Source organism: Streptococcus equinus (genome assembly GCF_049393735.1).
Lineage (GTDB): Bacteria > Bacillota > Bacilli > Lactobacillales > Streptococcaceae > Streptococcus > Streptococcus equinus_G.
This window is the reverse complement of sequence record NZ_CP185946.1, coordinates 1,365,747-1,385,810: the sequence shown is the minus strand read 5'-3', so window position 1 is coordinate 1,385,810 and position 20,064 is coordinate 1,365,747. Positions and strand designations below refer to the sequence as shown.

The following is a 20,064-nucleotide window of genomic DNA, read 5'->3' as shown; positions in this document are numbered from 1 at the left end:
CTTTAGTAGATAGGAGATAAGATGTTAGAATTAGCTCTATTAATTTTTGCCATTGCTTTTGCAGTTTTAGTTGTTGTTTTTATACCAATTGGTGTTAAACTATATAAAACAGTTGATGTTGTCAATGAGACAATTGACGAATCTAAGCAAACGATTAAAGTCTTGACGAGCGATGTTAATGTCACTCTTCACCAAACCAATGAAATTCTTGCTAAGGCAAATGTCTTAGTTGAAGATGTCAATGGTAAGGTGTCAACGATTGATCCTTTGTTTGTCGCAGTTGCAGACCTTTCAGAGACAGTTTCAGACTTGAATGCTCAAGCTAGACTTTTGTCTCAAAAAGCTTCTCAAGCAACGTCAAATGTTGGTAAAGCTAGTGCAGCTTACGCTGTTGGTAAAGTTGCCTCAAAAATATTGAAAAAGGAGAAAAATCATGAGTAAACTATTAAGAAATGTGATTATTGGTGTTGCCTCAGGTGCCGCAGCAGCCTACTTCCTATCTACCGAAAAAGGTAAAGAATTGCAAAAAAAAGCAACTAAAGCTTACCAAGCTTACAAAGAAAATCCTTGCGAATATCATCAAAAAGCTAAAGATAAAGCAACAGAATACACTGATTTGGCTGTTGATACATTCAATGATTACAAAGAAAAATTTGAATCAGGTGAATTAACAACTGATGAATTTCTTGAAGTAGTCAAAGAAAAAGGTCAGGCTGCAGCAGATTTTGCTTCTGAAAAAGTATCAGAATTCACTTCAAAAGTATCTGAAGCAGTTGATGAAGCAGATGACGTTAAAGAAGAAACAAAAGCAGAAGTTGATGACATCATCATTGATTACACACCAAAGGATGAAACACCATCTTCTGAAACTGAACAAACAGAAACACCTGAAGATAAAGAATAAGAATAGCGGTCATTTGACCGCTATTTTTTTGTATTAAAAAAGCTCCAACTTAGGAGCCTTATATCAGTGTCGTAATGACCAAATAATACTTGAAACCGCTGAAGTAATAGCTAGGCTAATAAGAGAGGCAAATAAGAAAGCCCAGATAGGAGCGAGATTCAAGACAAGTAAAAAGAAAGATACCACAACAGTAGAAATAGCAAATAAAGCGATACGTGCAAAGAACATTAATTCTTTAAACTTAGCGCTCTTATGATTAATTTCTTTAAATTCGTAAAATTTAGGGGTATCCTCTGCCTGAAGATGTTGGTCTTCAAGGTCTTTGTGTTGCTTTAACGGTGTTGGCATAATCCTCTCCTCTAATTCAACTGATATCATACCATAATTTGTGATATTTGTCACCTATTTTTAAAAAGGGACTTGACTCTTGCTCTAAAATATGTTTAAAATAGTTGTTCCTCTTTTTTGTTTCAAAATGAGGATTTCTTTTTGAGCCTCTCCTCTCATAAAGTTTTGCTCATTCTTGAGGCATTGATAAAATACTTTAGAAAGCTATAACAAAAGGATTCCGAGGAGATCTGAGTGACTAATTGTTATAGGAGTGGTATAATTAAAACGTTATGGAAAAAATAATTATTACTGCGACAGCTGAATCTATTGAGCAGGTTAAAGAGCTCTTAGATGCAGGTGTTGACCGCATTTATGTGGGTGAAGAAAATTATGGTTTGCGTTTACCGCACAATTTCTCTTATGATGAACTTCGTGAAATTGCTGAATTGGTTCATGCTGCTGGTAAAGAATTGAGTGTTGCATGTAATGCTTTGTTACACCAAGACATGATTAATGCCATTCGTACTTATCTAGATTTCTTGAAAGAAATCAAAGTGGATTATGTTGTGGCATGCGATGCTGGTCTTTTCCACGTCAATAAAGCTGAAGGCTACAATTTCAAGATGATTTACGACGCATCAGTTTTTGTAACATCAAGCCGTCAAGTAAACTTCTGGGGTGACCACGGTGCAAGTGAGACAGTTCTTGCGCGTGAAATCCCATCAGCTGAATTGTTCCAAATGTCAGAAAATCTTCGCTACCCAGCGGAAGTGCTTGTTTACGGAGCAACTGTTATTCATCATTCAAAACGTCCATTGTTGCAAAATTACTTCAATTTTACACACATTGATGATGAAAAAACACGTGAACGTGGTCTTTTCCTTGCTGAACCAAGTGATAAAGACACACATTATTCAATCTATGAAGACAAACAAGGTACACACATCTTTGATACCGATGACCTTGATATGATGCCAAAAATTACTGAGTTGGTAGAACACAACTACACACATTGGAAATTAGATGGTATCTATTGCCCAGGTCATAATTTTGTTGAGATTGCAAAAATCTTTGTTAAGACAAAAGAATTGCTAGAAAAGGGTGAATTCACTCAAGATCAAGCTTTCTTGTTTGACGAAGAAATCCGTAAATTGCATCCAAAAGGTCGTACACTTGGAACTGGATTCTACGAGTTTGATCCAAAAGAAGTGAAATAAGTTCACGTAAACCACTGCTTAATCATGATTGAGTTACTATTTCAGGGCATGTTAAGCAGAATTATTGAAATGTGGTAAAAGCTATTTTACCGAAAATCATTTTTACTATCTTGAAAATAGGAAGAATATAATGTCAAAAAATAATTTTAAACGTCCAGAGGTTTTAGCACCTGCTGGAACTCTTGAAAAATTAAAAGTCGCTGTTGATTATGGAGCTGATGCAGTCTTCGTAGGTGGTCAACAATTCGGTCTTCGTAGCCGTGCTGGTAACTTCACTATGGAAGAATTGCAAGAAGGTATTAACTACGCTCACGCTCGTGGCGCTCGTGTCCACGTCGCAGCAAACATGGTTACTCACGAAGGAAACGAAGTCGGTGCAGGAGAGTGGTTCCGTAAACTTCGTGACATGGGACTTGATGCCGTTATCGTATCAGACCCAGCCATGATTACAATTTGTTTAACAGAAGCACCAGGTTTAGAAGTTCACGTTTCTACGCAAGCTTCTACAACTAACTATGAAGCATTTGCTTTCTGGGAAGAAGTTGGTGTGTCACGTGTCGTTTTAGCGCGTGAAGTTGGGGTTGCTGAAATTGCAGAAATCCGTAAACACACATCACTTGAGATTGAAGCCTTTGTTCACGGTGCAATGTGTATCGGTTACTCTGGTCGTTGTGTCCTTTCTAACCACATGAGTCACCGTGATGCCAACCGTGGTGGATGTTCACAATCTTGCCGCTGGAAATATGACCTTTACGACATGCCATTTGGTGAAAATCGTAAGAGTCTTGAAGGTGAAGTTCCAGAACCATTTTCTATGTCATCAGTTGACATGTGTATGATTGAGCACTTGCCTGATTTGATTGATAATGGTGTCGACAGCTTCAAGATTGAAGGTCGTATGAAATCAATTCACTACGTATCAACTGTAACAAACTGCTACCGCGCAGCTGTTGATGCTTACCTAGAAAGCCCAGCAAAATTTGAAGCTATTAAAGGCGAATTGCTTGATGAGCTTTGGAAAGTTGCCCAACGTGAATTAGCAACTGGTTTCTACTACCAAACACCAACAGAAAACGAGCAACTTTTCGGTGCTCGCCGTAAAATCCCACAATATAAATTTGTCGGTGAAGTTGTTGCATTTGACGAATCAACAATGACAGCAACTATCCGTCAACGTAACGTTATCCTCGAAGGAGACAAAGTCGAATTTTATGGACCAGGTCTTCGTCACTTTGAAACAACAATCAAAGACTTGCACGACGCAGATGGTAATAAAATTGATCGTGCTCCAAACCCAATGGAGCTTTTGACAATCACTGTCCCACAAGCTGTTCAGCCTGGTGACATGATTCGTGCTTGTAAAGAAGGTTTAGTCAACCTTTACAAAACTGACGGTTCAAGCAAAACCGTTCGTGCATAATTAAAGCAGTAATAATAAAAAAATGAACGACATAAAAACAGTTTTGTTTAGGTCGTTCATTTTTTGTTAGGATTTTGAAGTTGTGATTTTCTGACAGTCGGTGGGACTAAAGTCAGACGTTTAATGTCTTCAATTGGGATAATGGTTGAGATGTTTTGCTGAAAATTTTTGAGAATAAGCTTGCTACCTTTAGCGTCATATTTGACAAGGTCTCCAGTGAAACTTTCATCTAGATAAATCGCATGTAAAGCTAAATGTTTTTCCTGCGCCTCTTTGATAATAGCAGCGATTTTATTGGCTTTTAGATTGACTTCATTTGTCTGCGGAGCACGAAAGTCAATGTAAGCCTGTGCCTGCTTTTTAAATTGTTTAATAATATTTTTCATAGTCATTTACCCCAAAAATTGATAAAATGATTATACACCTTTTAGTTAAAAAAATAAATAATCAAAAGTTTAGGATTTTTTTACGAATAGATTAAGTAGGAGGACTTAATTATGTCAGAATTTAAATTTGAAATCGTTGAACACTTGCTTACCCTATCTGAAAGCGATAAAGGCTGGACAAAAGAATTGAACCGTGTCAGCTTTAATGGTGCTGAACCAAAATTTGATATTCGTTCATGGAGCCCAGGCCACAGTAAAATGGGCAAAGGTATCACACTTACAAACGATGAATTCAAAATCATCTTGGATGCTTTTCGCGGATAAAAAAGAGTCGACAAATCATTTTTAATGGTCTGTCGGCTTTTTTTGCGGCTGAGACTGGTCAAATATTTTATTTTTCACTATAATAGCCTTTGTAAACGTAATCATAAGGTGAGGTCAAATGACAAATTTACAGTATAAGAATTATATTTTTGATTTTTACGGCACTTTGGTGGATATTGAGACAGATGAGGCTGACTTAGCGCTTTGGCAAAAAATGGCAGAGCTGTATCGTGCATATGGTGCTGATTACTCAGCCAATGAGCTGAAAACTAATTATGATGAGCTAATCAAACGCCAAGAAGAAAAATTGCGCAAACACTATTCATGGCAGCACGTTGAGGTTGATTTGGTAGTGGTTTTTATCGAGCTTATGCTTGAAGCACCGCGCAAGCATGCGACAGATAGTATCATTCTTGATTTGGAAACTTGGGGGAATCTCATTGTCCAGACCTTTAGAATGCTGTCGCGAAAAAAATTACAAGCTTACGAAAATACGCTAGCCACTTTGAAAACATTAAAAGAAGCAGGAGCTACGGTCATTTTACTTTCAAATGCTCAGCGTGCATTTACCCAAGCAGAGATTGAAATGACAGGATGCAGAGAATTTTTGGATAAGATTTACATCTCATCAGACCATAAAATGAAGAAACCGCAGGTTGACTTTATGAATCTTGTCTTAAAAGAAAATCAGCTTGACCCCAAAGAAACCGTCATGGTCGGAAATGACTTCACCAGTGACATGGCAATCGCAAAAGCTGCAGGTATTGATGGCATTATGCTTAATACCTTCCCATACACCAAAGATGAAATCCAAACACTTAACACCATGAACGCCAAAGTGATTGATGATATCAGTGAGCTTTTGGGGTGAGAGGAGATAGTCATGCAACGTCCAATGTTTTCTGAAAAGCTAAGTGTCAGTGAATTTCAAAAATATTATTGGTACAAGACAGAATTACAAGAGATTTGTCGGAAATATCACTTGCCAACCTACGGTACAAAGTATGAACTAACAGAATACATTACAAGATTTTTAGATGGAACTCCGCCAAATTTAATTAAACCCATAAGAAAAAATAAGCGCTCAGGAATTTTAGCTAGTAATATAACTCCTCACACAAAAATAATAGCTTCTGGAGTTAGTTTAAACAATGAGACGCGAAAATTTTTTAGCAACTATTATGGTGTTGAAAATTTTTCGTTTAACAAAGCTATGGGGATTAAAATGAGAGAGATTGAGGCAAACAATGATACAGAAGCTACAATTCAAGATTTGATTGATGTATATGAAAGGGCTTCTGTTGATTTAACTCAAAATAAAGAGGAAAAGACTTATCAATGGAATAACTTTGTCCGCGATTTTAGAAATGATGAGATTTCCCTCTCCTACACTTGCCCCTTAAAAGTAGCAGCAATCCTCTGGGGAAAAGTCAGAGATTCAGATATGCCTAAAATATATAACAGAAAGTTAGTGGAGCTATATCAAGAGGATATTTTTCCATTTTTAAAGAAGAAAAGATGATGAAAAAGAGTTTGGAATTTTTCCAAATTCTTTTTTGTGCTATAAAAATTAGTGACGTTTTAAATACTATAATCCCTTAATTTTTTATTTGAATAGTAAAGCAAAGCTACTAAAAGTAGAGTTGCAGCAAATATCACCACAAAAATATGCCATGATAGGAAATCAGCAATAAAACCAAAGAAAAGAGAACCAATAGCCAATGTTGGAATAGTTACTGTATAAAATGCACTAAAAACTTTTCCAAGGTGTTCATCTGGAGTTTCAGTCTGTAAAATAGGTTTTTGTGCCACATGTGTCACTCCTAAAAATAGACATGATATAAACCAAATGAGCAGTATGACATAACGATTTTGAGTTAGTGCAGTTGATCCAATTCCGATTCCAAACATAGCAGTTGCTAGCCAAAAAGCTTTACCATAACTTAACTTTTGTAACAGATAATTTGCCACAAAGGTTGTACCAATTAGAGTTCCTACAGCACAAGCAGAAACTAAAAGGCCATAAAAAGCTGAGTTACCAACTTCTTTAGCAATTAGGAGTTGATAAACGTTAAAACCACCAAAGAGAAAGTTAAGAATAGCTCCTCCAAGTGTAATCGAAAATACGACTTTATTTTGCCAGATAAAACGAATTCCACTTAAAACACCTGCTTGTTCAACATTTTTTTCAATTTTTTCTTTAAATTTTATCTTCTTAAACAGTATGATTGATCCTAAGAAAGTAAAAGCATCAATTAAAAGTAAAGGAATATAACTAATAACAGAGAGCAAAAATCCACTGATAGCAGTAAAGACATATTCTGTTCCGTTGTACGCTATGGACATATACATTTCTGCCTTTGCTAAATCTTTTGAAGCGACAATCTTTGGAACTAGGGCATCTTGAACAGTGTAAGTATTTAATCCAATGGTTGAAGCTGTGAAGACACAGATAAGAATAATGGCTAAACTTAGATTAGTATTGATACCTTTTAGGCATATGCCAATAACAATACCTAGAACGGCTAATAATTGTGCTAACTCTAAAAAGACTAATAAGTATTTTTTTGGATAAGCATCAATTTTCTTTCCAAAAACAAAAGAAAAGGTATTGGGAATAAAAATCAAAAAATTCAATAACCCAACATACCAGGCGCTATTAGTCATTTCTAGCACATACCATGATAGAACAATAGTATAAATTGAATCACCACAATTGCTAATTAGACGTCCTAAAAATAAATGTCCAAAATCCTTATATTTTCTTAAAATCATAAATCGTCCTTTCATTAGTTTTTATTATAACTGCTCATACTATTTTGTCAATATAAAAAATATTGAAACAATTCAAATATTAATAGTATGATTAATGCTATTTAAATGGTAAGATAAAGAAAAAGCCACATGAAGTGACCTTTTATAGAAATAATTCTTCCAATTTGACGATAATATTGCTGATTTCTTCTGGGCTTTTTTTAAATTCACTTTCAATCCATGCGGAAATGATTCGCTCAAAAGAGGCGCAGAAGGCTTGAATAGCTAAATCATCAGAAATCTTAGTTTTTTGTTTGATTCGATTTTTGAGATTCACATTACTTGTAATCAAATCTTCTAGCAAAATGCGGACGGTTTTAGAGAATTGCACATGTGGTGCTTGGGAAATTGCTTTAAAGTGCTTAGCATCTGTTTTGATGCATTCAAGGCTTTCAAGGATTTTATCTGGCTTATCAAGGTTTCCTTTGGATAAAATAGCTCTAAATTTTTGAGACGTCTTTTCACCAATTGTAGTGGCAAGATCGTCTTTATCAAGGAAATGTTGATAAAAAGTTCCTCGGCTAACACCGGCTTTTTTGGTAATATCAGAAACACTGATTTCTGAATAATCTTTTTCAAGAAGTAATTCAATAAGGGCGTTATTTAGTTTTTCAACACTGTTAGTTTTTCGAATATTAGTCATTTTTTATTAATTAGACACATTATTAAAATTTGTTATGTTATTTTGCTTGCTAATATTGTATTATTTTTTTGTAAAATATTAAAGCGTTGACTGACCATGTCAATGTTTCACGAGGTTTTATGAAGAAAGGATAGGAATATGTCAAAAACAAGGAAACTATTTGGGTTTATTGGTTTAGTTTTAGCCATGTTTATGGGGGCTTTGGATGCTACGATTGTTAATATCGCTTTACCAGATATTATGAAGCATCTCAATTCTAGTCTGACGGATACAAGCTGGGTGGCAACAATCTATGTTTTGGCGATGGCTGTTTTTATTATCACGGCTTCAAAATTAGCTGACTTGTATGGTCGCAGGTTGGTCATGCTGATTGGTGTTGCATTGTTTGGGATTTTCTCTTTTGCTTGCATGACGGCAAGTTCACTAGGATTATTAATCTGCTATCGCTTTTTCCAAGGAATTGGCGGAGCTATTCTAACGCCGCTTGTTTTACCAATGGGGATTGCACTTTTTGGAAAATCAAACACCAGCAAAGTTTCAGCAGTTATAGGGGCTTTTAGTGCTCTAGCAGCTGCAAGTGGTCCAGTTATCGGTGGCTTTATCATTCACTGGGCAAGTTATAACTGGATTTTTGGGATTAATATTCCGATTGCTATTATTTCCTTTGTGCTCATTCTTTTTGGAAATGAAGAAACATATGACTTGAGTATTGCTAAAGAGATTGACTGGCTTGGTATGCTGTTTTTGACCTTTGCTTTAGGAGGCTTGACATTTGGTCTCTTAGAAGGTAGAGAATATGGTTGGAGTTCAGCCATTATTCTATCAAGCTTTGCCATTAGTTTGGTCGGCTTAGTTTTGCTAATTTTTGTCGAAAGCAAAGTAAAATCTCCGATTATTGAACTATCATTGTTTAAAGAAAAAACGTTCACAGCATCAAGTATCATTTATTTGATTTTTGGATTTGCAATCATTGTTCCGTCATTGATTTTAAATTACTTCCTTCAAAATGTTCGCGGATTTACGGCTTTACATTCTGCCTATCTCATTGTGCCAACGTCTCTAGCGATTGCTGTCGGAATGCCTCTGGCAACAAAAATGTATCAAAAGATTTCTGCGAGATTTCTCATTATCATCGGTATGTTTGTCGCAGCAGCTGGGCTTTTCATGTTGAATCTAGTTCAGTTTGATACTTCAGAAACTATCATTATTTGTTGTAACGTTATTATTGGTCTTGGATTAGGATTTATGGCAATGTCCATGACAGCGTCTGTAAAATATCTTCCAGTTACTAAGGCAGGAATTGGTTCAGGAATTATCAATGCTGCTCGATATATCGGTCAAGCAGTTAGTATGGCTTTACTTGTAACCATTTTAAATGGCAATATTAGCACCGCAAAAGACAATATTAGACACGATGCCTATGTCCAAATTGATAAGCATGTTTTATCTGATTCTGTGAAATCTGTTGCTAAAATGGAAATCAAAGAAATCTTTGACTCTACAAGTAAGTCAACTGATTCTTCTAAACAACAAAGCCAGATGTTTACGAAGGTAAAAGCTGCAGCTAAAAAAACAGACAACCTCCCACTTCCTAAAAAAGGTAGTGATTATCGAAAACTCTATGATGCTAACAGTCAGTTAGCTACAGGCACAGAAAAAGTTGTGTCAAATCTTCCAGAGCAACTCAGCTCAGCACTATTGCCATTAACCCAAGGACAAACACAACTAGGACAAGGTATTCAACTTCTAGCCCAAAAAGAAGAACTAATCGATACCTTCCAAAAGATTAAAGACTCTAAAAACAAAAATCTTAGCCGAGCCTTTAACCAAGTCTTTATCATCGCATCCCTAATCGTCCTCATCACAAGCCCACTCGCTTACTTGACAGATAAAAAAGTGAAAGAGTGATGGAGGAAATTTGAGTATAACAAAACCACTAGCTTAGCTAGTGGTTTTTTATTCTATAATCTTTCCGCTAAATTATTTCATTGTAGGGAAAAGAAACCTAAATCTATGTAGTTTTTCATTAATTCACGAAGCCCATTATAACGGACATATTTTAAATTCTACTAAAAACAAGATGGCGGAAGTGCTTATCAATTTGAAGAGTGATGATCCGAGCAGTCGAAAACTAGCAAAGTATGACTTTTCAAAACTGAATTTAACAGAATCAATTACACTAGAACAAGTGACCGATGAAATAAAAATGCTACAAGAGGAGCTAGGTTATTATCTTGATGAGTATGAGGGATTGGCTCGAAGGTTAGAAACATTTGTGAAGATTCTCGATATACATAAACACATATATTTCAATGTCCAAGGAGATATCTCTCTAGAATAAAAAATAGTCCTATAAAGTAGTTAGTCTGATAGTGGAAGTATCAGTGATTGACTCAGTTGAGGTAGTTCTGGTTATATGTACTATCGTTAAAATATAGTTGAATCGCTATTTTATTGAGCCTTTTTGATTAATAAAACGTTAAAAGATCGATTATAGTTTCACTTATTCTCTGTTTACCAATTTATTAAAATGGTCAGTATAGTGTAGTTTTAACTTGTCTTCACCTAAAATATCTAAAACTTTTATAGCCTGTTTCATTTTTTCGATTCCAGTACTTGATTGAAGTTTAAATTCATAGTAACCAGTTGCATAGAGAAAAACTGTCTGTTCATAAAAGTTTAATTCGTTATCTAATAACGCTTTTATCTCATCAATCAAATAGAAGCAATTAGTAAATTCTTCTATATCTATGCTAAGAATTAAGCAATTGATAGCGAGCTGAGTGACAATTCGTTTATTGGTTTTATTCAATGAAGAGTATATGTAATTGCTTAACATTTCTTTTGTCAATAGAAAGTAGGAATTGTAGTTAATTGTTCTTACACAGTTACCTAATAAAATGATTTCATAATATCCCCATTTTTCAACTTTAAAGAGATAATCTGTTAGTTGAAGCAATTCATCATCTGATGGAATGACGCTTGAATCCATTGTGTATAAAATGGACTTTACCATTGTTTTTTCAAAAGAATTTAAAGTGTAATCTGAGGGGGCTGAAAGTAGAGATTGTATATTATTGATATTTTGTGATGAATATTGCTTACGAATATACTGAACCAAATTAGCGAATGATTCGGTTTTGGTATAGTCTTCATCGTGTAAAATCAGAAACTCATCCATAGTAATGTGTAATTTGTCTAAAATATTAATCAACCGAATACATGATATTTCTGACTCCCCACGTTCAAAACGAGATATTTGTGATTTTGAAAGATGCTCATCAGCAACAGAGCATAGGCTGATTTGTTTGCCTTTACGCACTTTTCTAAGTGTAATGCCAAGTTTTGATTTCATAATTTTTCCCATTTTCCCAACAAAAAGTTGACTTAGTTTTATTTATTGTACAATAAATAAAAACTGAAAGTAAGTCTAAATATGAAGAAAATTTCAAAAATTTTCCCAATTTTCTTGCTGATAATGGATATTATTATCATTGTCGGTGGATAAAATGCTTAGGTGTACACCTAAGTCTTTAGAGGGCTCTAAAGACTTATTTATAAACATAAGTGTATTAAATTTATATGAGGTAAATAAAAATGGTTAAAATTAAAATAGCAATTGCAGGGGTGGGAAATTGTGCAAGCAATTTCGTACAAGGAATTGAGTATTACAAAAAAAGATTTAAATAATAGTATAGGGCTAGTACATCGTAGATTAGGAAAATATGATATTACAGATATTGAGTTTGTTGCAGCATTTGACATTTCGAAAACCAAAGTTGGTGAAGACTTAAGTGATGCAATTTTTAAATATCCGAATAATACAAAAATAGTTTCTCCTGTTCCAAAACTTAATGTAATAGTTGAGAAGGGGCCAGTATTAGATGTTTGGAATGAAAAATTTGCGGTTTTTTTGAAATTTCAGATTCTCCGGCATCTAATGTTGAAGGAATACTTAGAAAAACTAAAGCAGACATTTTAGTAATTCTTTTACCAACAGGTTCAGATAAAGCATGTGAGTATTATGTTGAAGCTATGAATAGTTATATTGAGTGGTCAATTAAAGCTTTAGAGGCAATAGAGGCGATTGACATTACGGCTTTAGAAAAATTTGTATATTAGGAAGGAATAGAGTGAGTATGATCAATAATTTTAAGCAAAAACATCTAATTAGTAAGAATTTCCAAACAGAAGTCTATGAAGTAATTTATCATGATGCTATAGCTATATTGAAAATTCACAAAGATAAGCAAAAATATCAAATCGAAACTAGAGTGTTAGAGATTTTGCAGAATAAGGCTGTATTTATTCCTACTCTATTTGATACTAAGGATGATTTTAGTAATTCTGGATGTGGTTTTATACTGGAGTCTAAAATAGAGGGGGATAACCTACTTGAAAAGTATAATAAATTAACTCCGGAAGAAAAAAGTAGCATAGTGTGTAAAACTGCAATTATGTTAGGAGACTTTAATAAGATTTTAAATAAAGTTGAAATAGATAGAAATTTGGAGTATTTTTTTAAAAAAGATATGCTGGAATTCGGCAAAGTTCCATGGAAAGAATTTTTAAAAGATAAGATAAAAAAATGGACTTCGATGCTTTGTAGCAGTGAGGATTGTTTAGACTATGAACTAGTTCAAGAATTTTTAATTGAAATACTTAACAAAATAAAGATTTCGTCAAATGAATTTGGACTAATACATAGAGATTATGGTTTTAGGAATATTCTGATTTCTTCTGAAAATGAAATAGCTGGAATTATTGATTTTGAACATTCTATGATAGGTGATATTTTATTTGACACTACTAAAATTATTTTTAACAACTTAAATTTCAAGAGAGATAAGAAATTAGTACAATTATTTTTGAATTCTTGGCAGAGTGTAACAAGTGTTAAAATAGACGAAAAAAAGTTATATTTATATTTAGCAGTCCAAGGTCTAGGGGTTCTGCAATGGTGTTCCCTTCAAAAAAATCCAATAGCACATTTAGATTATTTAAATAAAGGTAGAGAAATACTCGAGTTTTCACTAGATAGACTAGGTATTGATGGAAAATGTTGTTAATAATTAATAACTACTTTGATTTTTATTATAGTGAGGAAAAATAATGATAAAGGTAGATACACATGTACATTGCATTAGCAGTAAGCATGCATATAGTACAATTGAAGAGATTCATACTAGAGGTTTAGCTAAGGGATTGGAAGCTATTGCTATAACTGATCATTTTGGTCCTAGGTATACTTCTGAAAATCTCTTTTCTGATTTTGCTTCTATTACTAACATTAGAAATATAGCGAAGTTCTATACTGATTTAAAAATTATTTCAGGTGCAGAGATTGATATTGTAGACAAAGAAGGAAATTTAGCATTTTTTGATTCATTTTTTGATTTTGATAGTAAACAATCTATTTTAGATAGATTATTTTCAAAAATAGATTTAGTGATAGCTAGTTATCATCAGTTTGATAGTAAAAATGTCCTGGTCAAGCATTTTTGTAACACCATTGCCTAAATAAAATTATTTCAATCTTTTTTCTAGAGGTGTTAGGTAATTATTATAAGAATGAGGTCTAATTTGGTTATACCAAATATAAGCAAATTCATTTATAGCTTGGTCCAATTCCTCGATGGTATCATATCGATGTTGATAAACTTCCTCAGCTTTCAATGTATTGTAATAACGTTCCATTGGAGCGTTATCATACGGAGTACCCGCACGGCTCATACTTTGAGAAATACCCAACGATGAACAAAATCTTGTAAATTCTAATGAGGTGAATTGTACACCTTAATCTGAATGAAGTATCAGTTTGGAAGGATTACAATGTTGAGCATGGATTGTTTTGTTAAGGGTTTGAATAGCCAAATTAGTTGTAATGTTGTTACCATTTTCACTCGCAACCACACTACGGTCGTATAAATCAATTATCGTACAATTATAACGAACAGTGCCATTGGTTAGATATGGATAGGTAAAATCCGTACACCATACACGATTTGGTTTAGGAGCTACAAAATTTTGCTTGAGAAGGTTTGGAAAGAGTCTGTGGGCATTGCCCTTTTTATAATTCGGCTTCTTTCTTCGACAAATACTTTTTTAATTTCATTTCTTTGTTCATATATTTATGAACTGTTGTTTTAGAAAGATAAATATCTCGTCTTCCTAGAAAAACTTTCATGAATCTGTGTCCGATACTTCCATTGCACTCATGGTAGATATCTCGAATAGTATTAAGAATAGCTTTCTTTTGACGATGATAGCTAGCTTTTACCTTCTTAAGATAATTGTAATAAGCATTGGGATGAATGTTCATACGTAAGAACAACCAACGCAAACCAAATTCCTCTTTATAGTTATCAATAAAACGATATGCCTCTAATCGATTTCCTTCGCAAAGAATGCCGCTGTTTTTTTTTAAGAAATCATTTTCCTTTTCAAGCTCTGCCTTTTCTTGATGTAATTTACGAACTTCTTCCATAAGTTCAAGTTGTGATTTTTCTTTCTCATTAGTTTGGCATTCTTTGCGCTAATGTTGTACCCAATTAGAAATTGAGGCTTGGGATACGCCATATTCAGTAGCTAAGCTTTTTAATGTTCGTCCGTCTTGAATGTGCAGTCGAACAATTTTTTGTCGTGTTTCGGCTGGATAGTGTTTCATGTTATTTCTCCTATTCTAATGAATATTTTAACTTATTAGGTAGGAGTGTTACAAATTCACTATACCAGAACATCTCCTTCAATCATTAGTGCCTGCTTTGTAAATATTCGTATAGAAAATGGAACAAAATTTTTGGAAGAAATCACAAGATTTGCAAATGAAGTATATTCCACTATTAATTTTTGGTGAACAGAACACTTGATAAATTTCAAAAGGATATATAGTATAAAATAGAGGATTTTACCGCTATCTTCAAATAATCTCAAACTTTTTGAAATTATTGGCAAAATAAAAAGTCTAAGATGGCTGTAGTTATTACCTATTTAAAAATCCTGAAAGTCACTAGTATCAAACCATATTTTACAAAAAGAACCGAACATCTCATCTAGATAGGATACTCTAGACTTGAGATGTTCGGTTTTGTTTTTTTAGAAGTATTTAGACTTCTTAATATTTGGTCGTAAGTTTTGTTCTTTATAAACTAAAAACGTTGATAAATCAACGTTTTTAATCTAAATTATTTCATTGTAGGGAACAACAAAGCATCACGGATTGTTGTTGTATCTGTAAGGAGCATGACAAGACGGTCGATACCGATACCAAGTCCACCTGTTGGTGGCATACCGTATTCAAGGGCTTCGACGTAGTCGTAGTCAACACCTGTTGCTTCGTCATCACCAAGTTCTTTGGCTTTAGCTTGTGCTTCGAAACGTGCCAATTGGTCGATTGGGTCGTTAAGCTCTGAATAAGCATTACCGTATTCTTTAGTCATGATGAAGAGTTCGAAACGGTCAGTGAAGCGTGGGTCTTCTGCATTTTTCTTAGCAAGAGGAGAAACTTCAACTGGGTGTCCGTATACGAATGTTGGTTGAGTCAATGTTTCTTCAACGAATTCTTCGAAGAAGGCATTGATAATGTGACCAACTGAAGTGAAGTGTTTTTCAACTGGAACATTTTTCTCTTTAGCAAGTTCTTGAGCTTCTTCAAGAGTCATTTCTTTCCAGAAGTCTACACCAGTAACTTCTTTGATAGCGTCAACCATGTGGATACGTTTGAATGGTTTGTCGATAGCAATTTCAGTGCCTTGGTAAGTGATAGGTCCGTTACCGTTAACAGCAGCTGAAGCGTTTTGGATAATACCTTCTGTGATATCCATGATGTCTTTGAAGTCAGCATATGCTTGGTAAAGCTCGATCATAGTGAACTCAGGGTTGTGAGTTGCATCCATACCTTCGTTACGGAAGACACGTCCGATTTCGTAAACTTTTTCCATACCACCAACGATAAGACGTTTCAAGTGAAGTTCCAAAGCGATACGAAGAACCATGTCCATATCTTGCGCATTGTGGTGAGTAATGAATGGACGAGCAGCAGCACCACCAGCTTCGTTGTGAAGAACTGGAGTTTCAACTTCTAGGAAGCCAAGTCCATCAAGGTAACGACGGATTTCTGAGATGATTTTTGAACGTGTTACAAAGCGGTCGAAGCTTTCACGGTTTGAAATCAAGTCAAGGTAACGTTTACGGTAGATTGTTTCAACGTCAGTAAGTCCGTGGAATTTTTCTGGAAGTGGACGAAGTGCTTTAGACAAGTGAGTGATGTGAGTTGCTTTGATTGTCAATTCACCCATGTCTGTACGCATAACTTCACCTTCGATACCGAGGAAGTCACCGAGGTCAGCTTTTTTGAAAATTTGGTAGTTTTCGTCACCAACAGCATCTTTACGGACGTAGATTTGGATTTGACCGTCGCGGTCTTGGATATGAGCAAAACCAACTTTACCTTTACCACGCTTAGTCATAAGACGACCAGCGATAGTAGCTGTTTCGTTAATTTCATGCAATTCTTCTTTGGTTTTGTCAGAGTATTTTTCTTTTAATTGACCAGAAGTAGCTGTGCGTTCAAAGCGAGTTCCGAAAGGATCGATGCCTTGTTCAGCCAAAGCGGCCATTTTTTCACGACGCACGATTTGTTGGTCGTTTAATTCTTCGATGTGTTCGTTTGACATGTTTTCCTCCAATATATATTCTTTCCTATTGTAACATAAATAACGTTAGAATTCACTTTATTTTTGCTTGTGTGAGGAGGCTTTGAGGAAGAAAGTGTTTTCTAGTCTCAGAAATGACTTTAATTGAAAAGAAAGCCAAAAAATAGTATAATATGTGACGGTAAAAATAACTTAGAGAGAAAAGAGATTCATGATTACTTCAATTGTTTTTGATGTTGACGATACGATTTATGACCAACAAGCGCCTTATCGCATTGCCGTTGAGAAATGTTTCCCTGACTTTGATATGAGTAAAATCAATCAAGCTTACATTCGTTTCCGCCATTATTCAGACGTTGGTTTTCCACGTGTTATGGCTGGTGAATGGACAACTGAATATTTCCGTTTCTGGCGTTGTAAAGAAACTTTGCTTGAATTTGGTTATCGCGAAATTGATGAAGCTACTGGTGTGCATTTCCAAGAAATCTACGAAGAAGAGTTGGAAAACATCACAATGCTTGATGAAATGCGCATGACGCTTGATTTTCTTAAAGAAAAAGGTGTTCCAATGGGAATCATCACAAATGGTCCAACTGAACACCAATTGAAAAAAGTTAAAAAACTTGGCCTTTACGATTATGTTGACCCTAAACGTGTCATTGTCAGCCAAGCAACTGGTTTCCAAAAACCTGAAAAAGAAATCTTCAATCTTGCTGCTGAACAATTTGATATGAATCCTTCAACAACACTTTATGTTGGTGATTCATACGATAACGATGTTATGGGAGCATTCAACGGCGGTTGGCATTCTATGTGGTTTAACCACCGTGGTCGTAGCCTAAAACCAGGAACAAAACCAGTTTACGATGTTGCTATCGACAACTTTGAACAATTATTTGGTGCTGTTAAAGTTCTCTTTGACCTTCCAGATAATAAATTTATCTTTGACATTAACGACAAGAAAAACCCAGTTCTTGAAATGGGAATCAACAATGGTTTGATGATGGCAGCAGAACGTTTGCTAGAAAGTAACATGAGTATTGATAAAGTTGTTATCCTACTTCGTTTGGACAAACAACAAGAAAAAATTCTTCGCATGAAATACGCAAGATAATAAAAAGCTCTCCGAAAGGAGAGCTTTTTTAAGTATCAAAATAACCTATTTTTCTTTATAGTAAGTGTCATTCCATTTGATACATGAAAATTGGTAAAAATCAAAGGTTTCAAGAACAGTGACACTTCCATTATCTAGTCCACCGTTAGAGCGTAAAACAGCAGGTTCATAGCCAAGCAAACTACGAATGGATGCAGTAAAGTTTGCGCCGTGACCGACCAGTAGCACATGTTGGTAGTCGCGTCCTTTCATTGAACGAATAAAGCTTCTAACGCGTTTTGTAGTTTGGTAGACAGACTCAGCGTCAAAAATATCGTTGTTAAATTTTGCTAAGTTGTGTTTGAAGGCGTCCAATTGTTTTGGGTAAATATCAGCCATTGTTGAAATTTTGCTGCCTTCTAATTTTCCAAGATGCCATTCACGAAGAGCAGGTTGAAAACTGATTGCTTTAGGGTGATTATTTCGTGACATAATAATTTTACAAGTATCACTGGCACGTTTTAAATCACTTGAAAATACAGCGTCGAATTCAATGTCTTTTAGGTAGTCACCCAATTTTTCTAAGTCACGGACAGACTCCTCTAAAAGCGGAGAATCACCATTTGCCCCTTGAAAACGTCCTTCTAGGTTCCATTGTGTTTTACCATGTCTTACAAAATATAATTTCATTTTTTTGTCCAATCTAAGCCATCATTGGTGTGAATCATCAATTAAATCGGCAAAACTTGCACCGACAAAATCTGCCAAGGCTTGGCTATCGATGCGGATAGAGCGCCCAACTTCACCAGCTGAGACAATCATCGTTCCCATTTCTTTAGCACGGTTGTCGATGAAAATCGGGAAATTGTGTTTTTGGTGGATACCAACTGGGTTGTTTGCGCCGTGGATGTAGCCAGTTGTTTTTTGAAGATTCTTTTGTGGAATCATGCTAACTTTTTTGTTGCCAGAAATCTTAGCCAACTTTTTCTCAGAAAGGTGTTCAGTGATTTGAACGATTCCGATAAGGGGACCAGTTTTGTCACCAGTTAGAGCAAGGGTCTTGAAAATATCAGTTTTTTCAATGCCTTCAGGCAGCTCATCTTTTAAAGCATTAATGGCTAAGCTGTCATGTTCGATTTTTGCTTTATCTAAAATTTGGTCAACCAAAGTTTTTTTCAATTTCGCTTTTTTTGCCATTTTTTCTCTCAATCTTTCTAATTCAGTCTATTCACATACTATTTTACTATAAAATAAAAAAGGTACAAGTTTGCACCTTTAAAGAGCATTGTAGTATGCTTGGACAAGTTCTGCAAAGTCTTCAACGTCATAATCAACGCTAAAATAATCATTTGCACTTTCAGTCCAATAATCAGTTGGGTCTACGTGGTCAGTTCCCCCAAGGTAGTTGCTGACCATTTCGTGTGTCCAAATGCTTCCTTCTCCATTTTCTTGACCGAGTGTTACAGGTAGGTCATATTTTTTGAGTATATAAGCGGTGTAATAAGCTGCGTTTGCTAGCTGTTTTGCAAAACCATCTTGAGACTCTTCGTGTGTGAGTTCAAATTGAATGTAATAAGGATTGGCATTAGCACCTGCTCCCTGAGCTTCGTAGTTTTCGTCAGCGATGCGAAGAATGGTGTCACTATCAATGAAAGAATGAACAAAAACGCCGTCTTCTTCATAGTTTTGTACCATATAATTCACTTCACTGTCAATGGTTGAATTATCGACGCCGGTATCATGGATGATGATTCCAAGAGGTTTACCGTCGTCTGTTTTGTAGCTAGTTTGTTCAAAAGATTCCTCGATATCACTAGTGATATCAGAGTGAGAATAATTTAGCGTTTCACCGATGTAACGATTGATGTCGTTGGTCTCTTCAAGAGAAATATCATTGGTATCAATGTAGTAAGTCTCTCCATCCATGCTAAATTTTGCAAGAGTTGTTTCTTTTTGATTTATCTCAGCGTTGTAACAATAGCTTTCAATTGAAATTGTGGTACCTTGTGAGATGGTTTTACTTGAGCCATTACTGGTGTAAATGTTAGCTTTCGAGCTTGAGACATTAGCTGTTTGAGACCTTGTGTAGGTACTAGCATTTGACAAATCAAGCCCGTGGTCTAGAGCGTGTGTGACAATACCTGAAAAGAAAACTTTGCTTACAATCATAAGAATGGCAACAAAGGAGACAATTACGATAAAAATATTTAGGTAAACAGAGTTCTTGCGATGTTTACTTCGTGATAATTGTTTTATTTTTTGCATGCCCTAACTATAAA

The 20,064-nt window shown here is 35.1% G+C and carries 22 protein-coding genes and 2 pseudogenes; 14 read left to right on the top strand and 10 right to left on the bottom strand.

The window, feature by feature from the left end:
• Window positions 1-21 precede the first annotated feature (21 nt).
• Both ACNTMY_RS06950 and ACNTMY_RS06945 read left to right on the top strand, forming a co-directional pair.
• Window positions 22-441, top strand: coding sequence for a DUF948 domain-containing protein (locus ACNTMY_RS06950; RefSeq protein WP_021142824.1), 420 nt, complete (start codon window positions 22-24; stop codon window positions 439-441).
• A complete protein-coding gene (locus tag ACNTMY_RS06945; protein ID WP_423215901.1) occupies window positions 434-904 on the top strand; it encodes a YtxH domain-containing protein in 471 nt (156 codons plus the stop codon). The genes ACNTMY_RS06950 and ACNTMY_RS06945 overlap by 8 nt, the downstream gene beginning before the upstream one ends.
• 63 nt (window positions 905-967) lie before the next feature.
• Here ACNTMY_RS06945 and ACNTMY_RS06940 read toward each other — a convergent pair whose 3' ends face one another.
• Window positions 968-1,252 carry a DUF3270 domain-containing protein gene (locus ACNTMY_RS06940; protein WP_021142822.1) on the bottom strand — a complete coding sequence of 95 codons (285 nt, stop codon included), beginning with the start codon at window positions 1,250-1,252 and terminating at the stop codon, window positions 968-970.
• A gap of 272 nt (window positions 1,253-1,524) precedes the next feature.
• On the opposite strand from ACNTMY_RS06940, the gene ACNTMY_RS06935 reads away from it, so the two are divergent.
• Together ACNTMY_RS06935 and ACNTMY_RS06930 are read left to right on the top strand one after the other, a co-directional pair.
• The gene (locus ACNTMY_RS06935) at window positions 1,525-2,451 is read left to right on the top strand and encodes a peptidase U32 family protein (RefSeq protein WP_021142821.1); all 927 of its coding nucleotides are present in this window, start codon (window positions 1,525-1,527) and stop codon (window positions 2,449-2,451) included.
• A 130-nt stretch (window positions 2,452-2,581) separates the two neighbouring features.
• On the top strand, window positions 2,582-3,871 hold the full coding sequence (locus ACNTMY_RS06930) for a peptidase U32 family protein (protein WP_004232739.1): 1,290 nt from the start codon (window positions 2,582-2,584) through the stop codon (window positions 3,869-3,871).
• 56 nt (window positions 3,872-3,927) lie between these two features.
• On the opposite strand, the gene ACNTMY_RS06925 is transcribed toward ACNTMY_RS06930, so the two are convergent.
• The gene (locus ACNTMY_RS06925) at window positions 3,928-4,257 is read right to left on the bottom strand and encodes a hypothetical protein (RefSeq protein WP_024343748.1); all 330 of its coding nucleotides are present in this window, start codon (window positions 4,255-4,257) and stop codon (window positions 3,928-3,930) included.
• Window positions 4,258-4,368: 111 nt separating this feature from the next.
• On the opposite strand from ACNTMY_RS06925, the gene ACNTMY_RS06920 reads away from it, so the two are divergent.
• The 3 genes from ACNTMY_RS06920 (at window position 4,369) to ACNTMY_RS06910 (ending at window position 6,103) form a co-directional block, all read left to right on the top strand.
• Window positions 4,369-4,581, top strand: coding sequence for a YdbC family protein (locus ACNTMY_RS06920; protein ID WP_423215900.1), 213 nt, complete (start codon window positions 4,369-4,371; stop codon window positions 4,579-4,581).
• Window positions 4,582-4,699: 118 nt separating this feature from the next.
• Window positions 4,700-5,452: an HAD family hydrolase gene (locus ACNTMY_RS06915; RefSeq protein ID WP_423215899.1), complete on the top strand. Its 753-nt coding sequence runs from the start codon at window positions 4,700-4,702 to the stop codon at window positions 5,450-5,452.
• Window positions 5,453-5,464: 12 nt separating this feature from the next.
• On the top strand, window positions 5,465-6,103 hold the full coding sequence (locus ACNTMY_RS06910) for an SAP domain-containing protein (RefSeq protein WP_423215898.1): 639 nt from the start codon (window positions 5,465-5,467) through the stop codon (window positions 6,101-6,103).
• Between the two features lie 59 nt (window positions 6,104-6,162).
• Here ACNTMY_RS06910 and ACNTMY_RS06905 read toward each other — a convergent pair whose 3' ends face one another.
• The gene (locus tag ACNTMY_RS06905; protein WP_423215897.1) at window positions 6,163-7,356 is read right to left on the bottom strand and encodes an MFS transporter; all 1,194 of its coding nucleotides are present in this window, start codon (window positions 7,354-7,356) and stop codon (window positions 6,163-6,165) included.
• A 142-nt stretch (window positions 7,357-7,498) separates the two neighbouring features.
• Complete coding sequence (locus ACNTMY_RS06900; protein ID WP_423215896.1) at window positions 7,499-8,038, bottom strand: TetR/AcrR family transcriptional regulator; 540 nt, start codon at window positions 8,036-8,038, stop codon at window positions 7,499-7,501.
• 138 nt (window positions 8,039-8,176) lie between these two features.
• Between ACNTMY_RS06900 and ACNTMY_RS06895 the strand changes: the two genes are divergently transcribed.
• Both ACNTMY_RS06895 and ACNTMY_RS06890 read left to right on the top strand, forming a co-directional pair.
• A complete protein-coding gene (locus ACNTMY_RS06895; protein WP_423215895.1) occupies window positions 8,177-9,946 on the top strand; it encodes an MFS transporter in 1,770 nt (589 codons plus the stop codon).
• Window positions 9,947-10,103: 157 nt separating this feature from the next.
• Window positions 10,104-10,379, top strand: a pseudogene (locus ACNTMY_RS06890) (helical hairpin domain-containing protein); the annotation flags it as partial.
• A 162-nt stretch (window positions 10,380-10,541) separates the two neighbouring features.
• Here ACNTMY_RS06890 and ACNTMY_RS06885 read toward each other — a convergent pair.
• Window positions 10,542-11,393 (bottom strand): Rgg/GadR/MutR family transcriptional regulator, encoded by an 852-nt coding sequence (locus ACNTMY_RS06885; RefSeq protein WP_423215894.1) that lies wholly within the window; start codon window positions 11,391-11,393, stop codon window positions 10,542-10,544.
• An 81-nt stretch (window positions 11,394-11,474) separates the two neighbouring features.
• Here ACNTMY_RS06885 and ACNTMY_RS06880 point away from each other — a divergent pair, with 81 nt between their 5' ends.
• From ACNTMY_RS06880 to ACNTMY_RS06865, 4 genes are all read left to right on the top strand, one after another.
• Window positions 11,475-11,546, top strand: a complete 72-nt coding sequence (locus ACNTMY_RS06880) for an SHP2/SHP3 family peptide pheromone (RefSeq protein WP_155237316.1) — start codon at window positions 11,475-11,477, stop codon at window positions 11,544-11,546.
• Window positions 11,547-11,675: 129 nt separating this feature from the next.
• On the top strand, window positions 11,676-12,020 hold the full coding sequence (locus ACNTMY_RS06875) for a hypothetical protein (protein WP_423215893.1): 345 nt from the start codon (window positions 11,676-11,678) through the stop codon (window positions 12,018-12,020).
• 157 nt (window positions 12,021-12,177) lie between these two features.
• Window positions 12,178-13,107: a phosphotransferase gene (locus ACNTMY_RS06870; RefSeq protein ID WP_423216874.1), complete on the top strand. Its 930-nt coding sequence runs from the start codon at window positions 12,178-12,180 to the stop codon at window positions 13,105-13,107.
• Window positions 13,108-13,150: 43 nt separating this feature from the next.
• On the top strand, window positions 13,151-13,558 hold the full coding sequence (locus ACNTMY_RS06865; protein ID WP_049805817.1) for a PHP domain-containing protein: 408 nt from the start codon (window positions 13,151-13,153) through the stop codon (window positions 13,556-13,558).
• A gap of 6 nt (window positions 13,559-13,564) precedes the next feature.
• Here the strand turns inward: ACNTMY_RS06865 and ACNTMY_RS06860 are convergent.
• Window positions 13,565-14,705 (bottom strand): annotated as a pseudogene (locus ACNTMY_RS06860) (IS3 family transposase).
• Window positions 14,706-15,222: 517 nt separating this feature from the next.
• The gene (gene lysS, locus ACNTMY_RS06855; RefSeq protein ID WP_423214880.1) at window positions 15,223-16,713 is read right to left on the bottom strand and encodes a lysine--tRNA ligase; all 1,491 of its coding nucleotides are present in this window, start codon (window positions 16,711-16,713) and stop codon (window positions 15,223-15,225) included.
• 190 nt (window positions 16,714-16,903) lie between these two features.
• On the opposite strand from lysS, the gene ACNTMY_RS06850 reads away from it, so the two are divergent.
• A complete protein-coding gene (locus ACNTMY_RS06850; protein WP_423215892.1) occupies window positions 16,904-17,806 on the top strand; it encodes an HAD family hydrolase in 903 nt (300 codons plus the stop codon).
• Window positions 17,807-17,851: 45 nt separating this feature from the next.
• Here ACNTMY_RS06850 and ACNTMY_RS06845 read toward each other — a convergent pair whose 3' ends face one another.
• The 3 genes from ACNTMY_RS06845 to ACNTMY_RS06835 all read right to left on the bottom strand — a co-directional run bounded on the left by ACNTMY_RS06845 (window position 17,852) and on the right by ACNTMY_RS06835 (window position 20,050).
• On the bottom strand, window positions 17,852-18,475 hold the full coding sequence (locus ACNTMY_RS06845; RefSeq protein ID WP_423215891.1) for a histidine phosphatase family protein: 624 nt from the start codon (window positions 18,473-18,475) through the stop codon (window positions 17,852-17,854).
• A gap of 21 nt (window positions 18,476-18,496) precedes the next feature.
• Entirely contained in the window at window positions 18,497-18,982 is a 486-nt protein-coding gene (locus ACNTMY_RS06840; protein WP_423215890.1) for an aminoacyl-tRNA deacylase, read from the bottom strand.
• 78 nt (window positions 18,983-19,060) lie between these two features.
• Window positions 19,061-20,050 carry an N-acetylmuramoyl-L-alanine amidase gene (locus ACNTMY_RS06835; RefSeq protein ID WP_423215889.1) on the bottom strand — a complete coding sequence of 330 codons (990 nt, stop codon included), beginning with the start codon at window positions 20,048-20,050 and terminating at the stop codon, window positions 19,061-19,063.
• Window positions 20,051-20,064 lie beyond the last annotated feature (14 nt).

Excerpts from the sequence above, each read along its gene's own strand:
- ACNTMY_RS06950 (WP_021142824.1), top strand. The coding sequence starts at position 22 with ATGTTAGAATTAGCTCTATTAATTTTTGCCATTGCTTTTGCAGTTTTA.
- ACNTMY_RS06945 (WP_423215901.1), top strand. The coding sequence starts at position 434 with ATGAGTAAACTATTAAGAAATGTGATTATTGGTGTTGCCTCAGGTGCC.
- ACNTMY_RS06940 (WP_021142822.1), bottom strand. The coding sequence starts at position 1,252 with ATGCCAACACCGTTAAAGCAACACAAAGACCTTGAAGACCAACATCTT.
- ACNTMY_RS06935 (WP_021142821.1), top strand. The coding sequence starts at position 1,525 with ATGGAAAAAATAATTATTACTGCGACAGCTGAATCTATTGAGCAGGTT.
- ACNTMY_RS06930 (WP_004232739.1), top strand. The coding sequence starts at position 2,582 with ATGTCAAAAAATAATTTTAAACGTCCAGAGGTTTTAGCACCTGCTGGA.
- ACNTMY_RS06925 (WP_024343748.1), bottom strand. The coding sequence starts at position 4,257 with ATGAAAAATATTATTAAACAATTTAAAAAGCAGGCACAGGCTTACATT.
- ACNTMY_RS06920 (WP_423215900.1), top strand. The coding sequence starts at position 4,369 with ATGTCAGAATTTAAATTTGAAATCGTTGAACACTTGCTTACCCTATCT.
- ACNTMY_RS06915 (WP_423215899.1), top strand. The coding sequence starts at position 4,700 with ATGACAAATTTACAGTATAAGAATTATATTTTTGATTTTTACGGCACT.
- ACNTMY_RS06910 (WP_423215898.1), top strand. The coding sequence starts at position 5,465 with ATGCAACGTCCAATGTTTTCTGAAAAGCTAAGTGTCAGTGAATTTCAA.
- ACNTMY_RS06905 (WP_423215897.1), bottom strand. The coding sequence starts at position 7,356 with ATGATTTTAAGAAAATATAAGGATTTTGGACATTTATTTTTAGGACGT.
- ACNTMY_RS06900 (WP_423215896.1), bottom strand. The coding sequence starts at position 8,038 with ATGACTAATATTCGAAAAACTAACAGTGTTGAAAAACTAAATAACGCC.
- ACNTMY_RS06895 (WP_423215895.1), top strand. The coding sequence starts at position 8,177 with ATGTCAAAAACAAGGAAACTATTTGGGTTTATTGGTTTAGTTTTAGCC.
- ACNTMY_RS06885 (WP_423215894.1), bottom strand. The coding sequence starts at position 11,393 with ATGAAATCAAAACTTGGCATTACACTTAGAAAAGTGCGTAAAGGCAAA.
- ACNTMY_RS06870 (WP_423216874.1), top strand. The coding sequence starts at position 12,178 with ATGATCAATAATTTTAAGCAAAAACATCTAATTAGTAAGAATTTCCAA.
- ACNTMY_RS06865 (WP_049805817.1), top strand. The coding sequence starts at position 13,151 with ATGATAAAGGTAGATACACATGTACATTGCATTAGCAGTAAGCATGCA.
- lysS (WP_423214880.1), bottom strand. The coding sequence starts at position 16,713 with ATGTCAAACGAACACATCGAAGAATTAAACGACCAACAAATCGTGCGT.
- ACNTMY_RS06850 (WP_423215892.1), top strand. The coding sequence starts at position 16,904 with ATGATTACTTCAATTGTTTTTGATGTTGACGATACGATTTATGACCAA.
- ACNTMY_RS06845 (WP_423215891.1), bottom strand. The coding sequence starts at position 18,475 with ATGAAATTATATTTTGTAAGACATGGTAAAACACAATGGAACCTAGAA.
- ACNTMY_RS06840 (WP_423215890.1), bottom strand. The coding sequence starts at position 18,982 with ATGGCAAAAAAAGCGAAATTGAAAAAAACTTTGGTTGACCAAATTTTA.
- ACNTMY_RS06835 (WP_423215889.1), bottom strand. The coding sequence starts at position 20,050 with ATGCAAAAAATAAAACAATTATCACGAAGTAAACATCGCAAGAACTCT.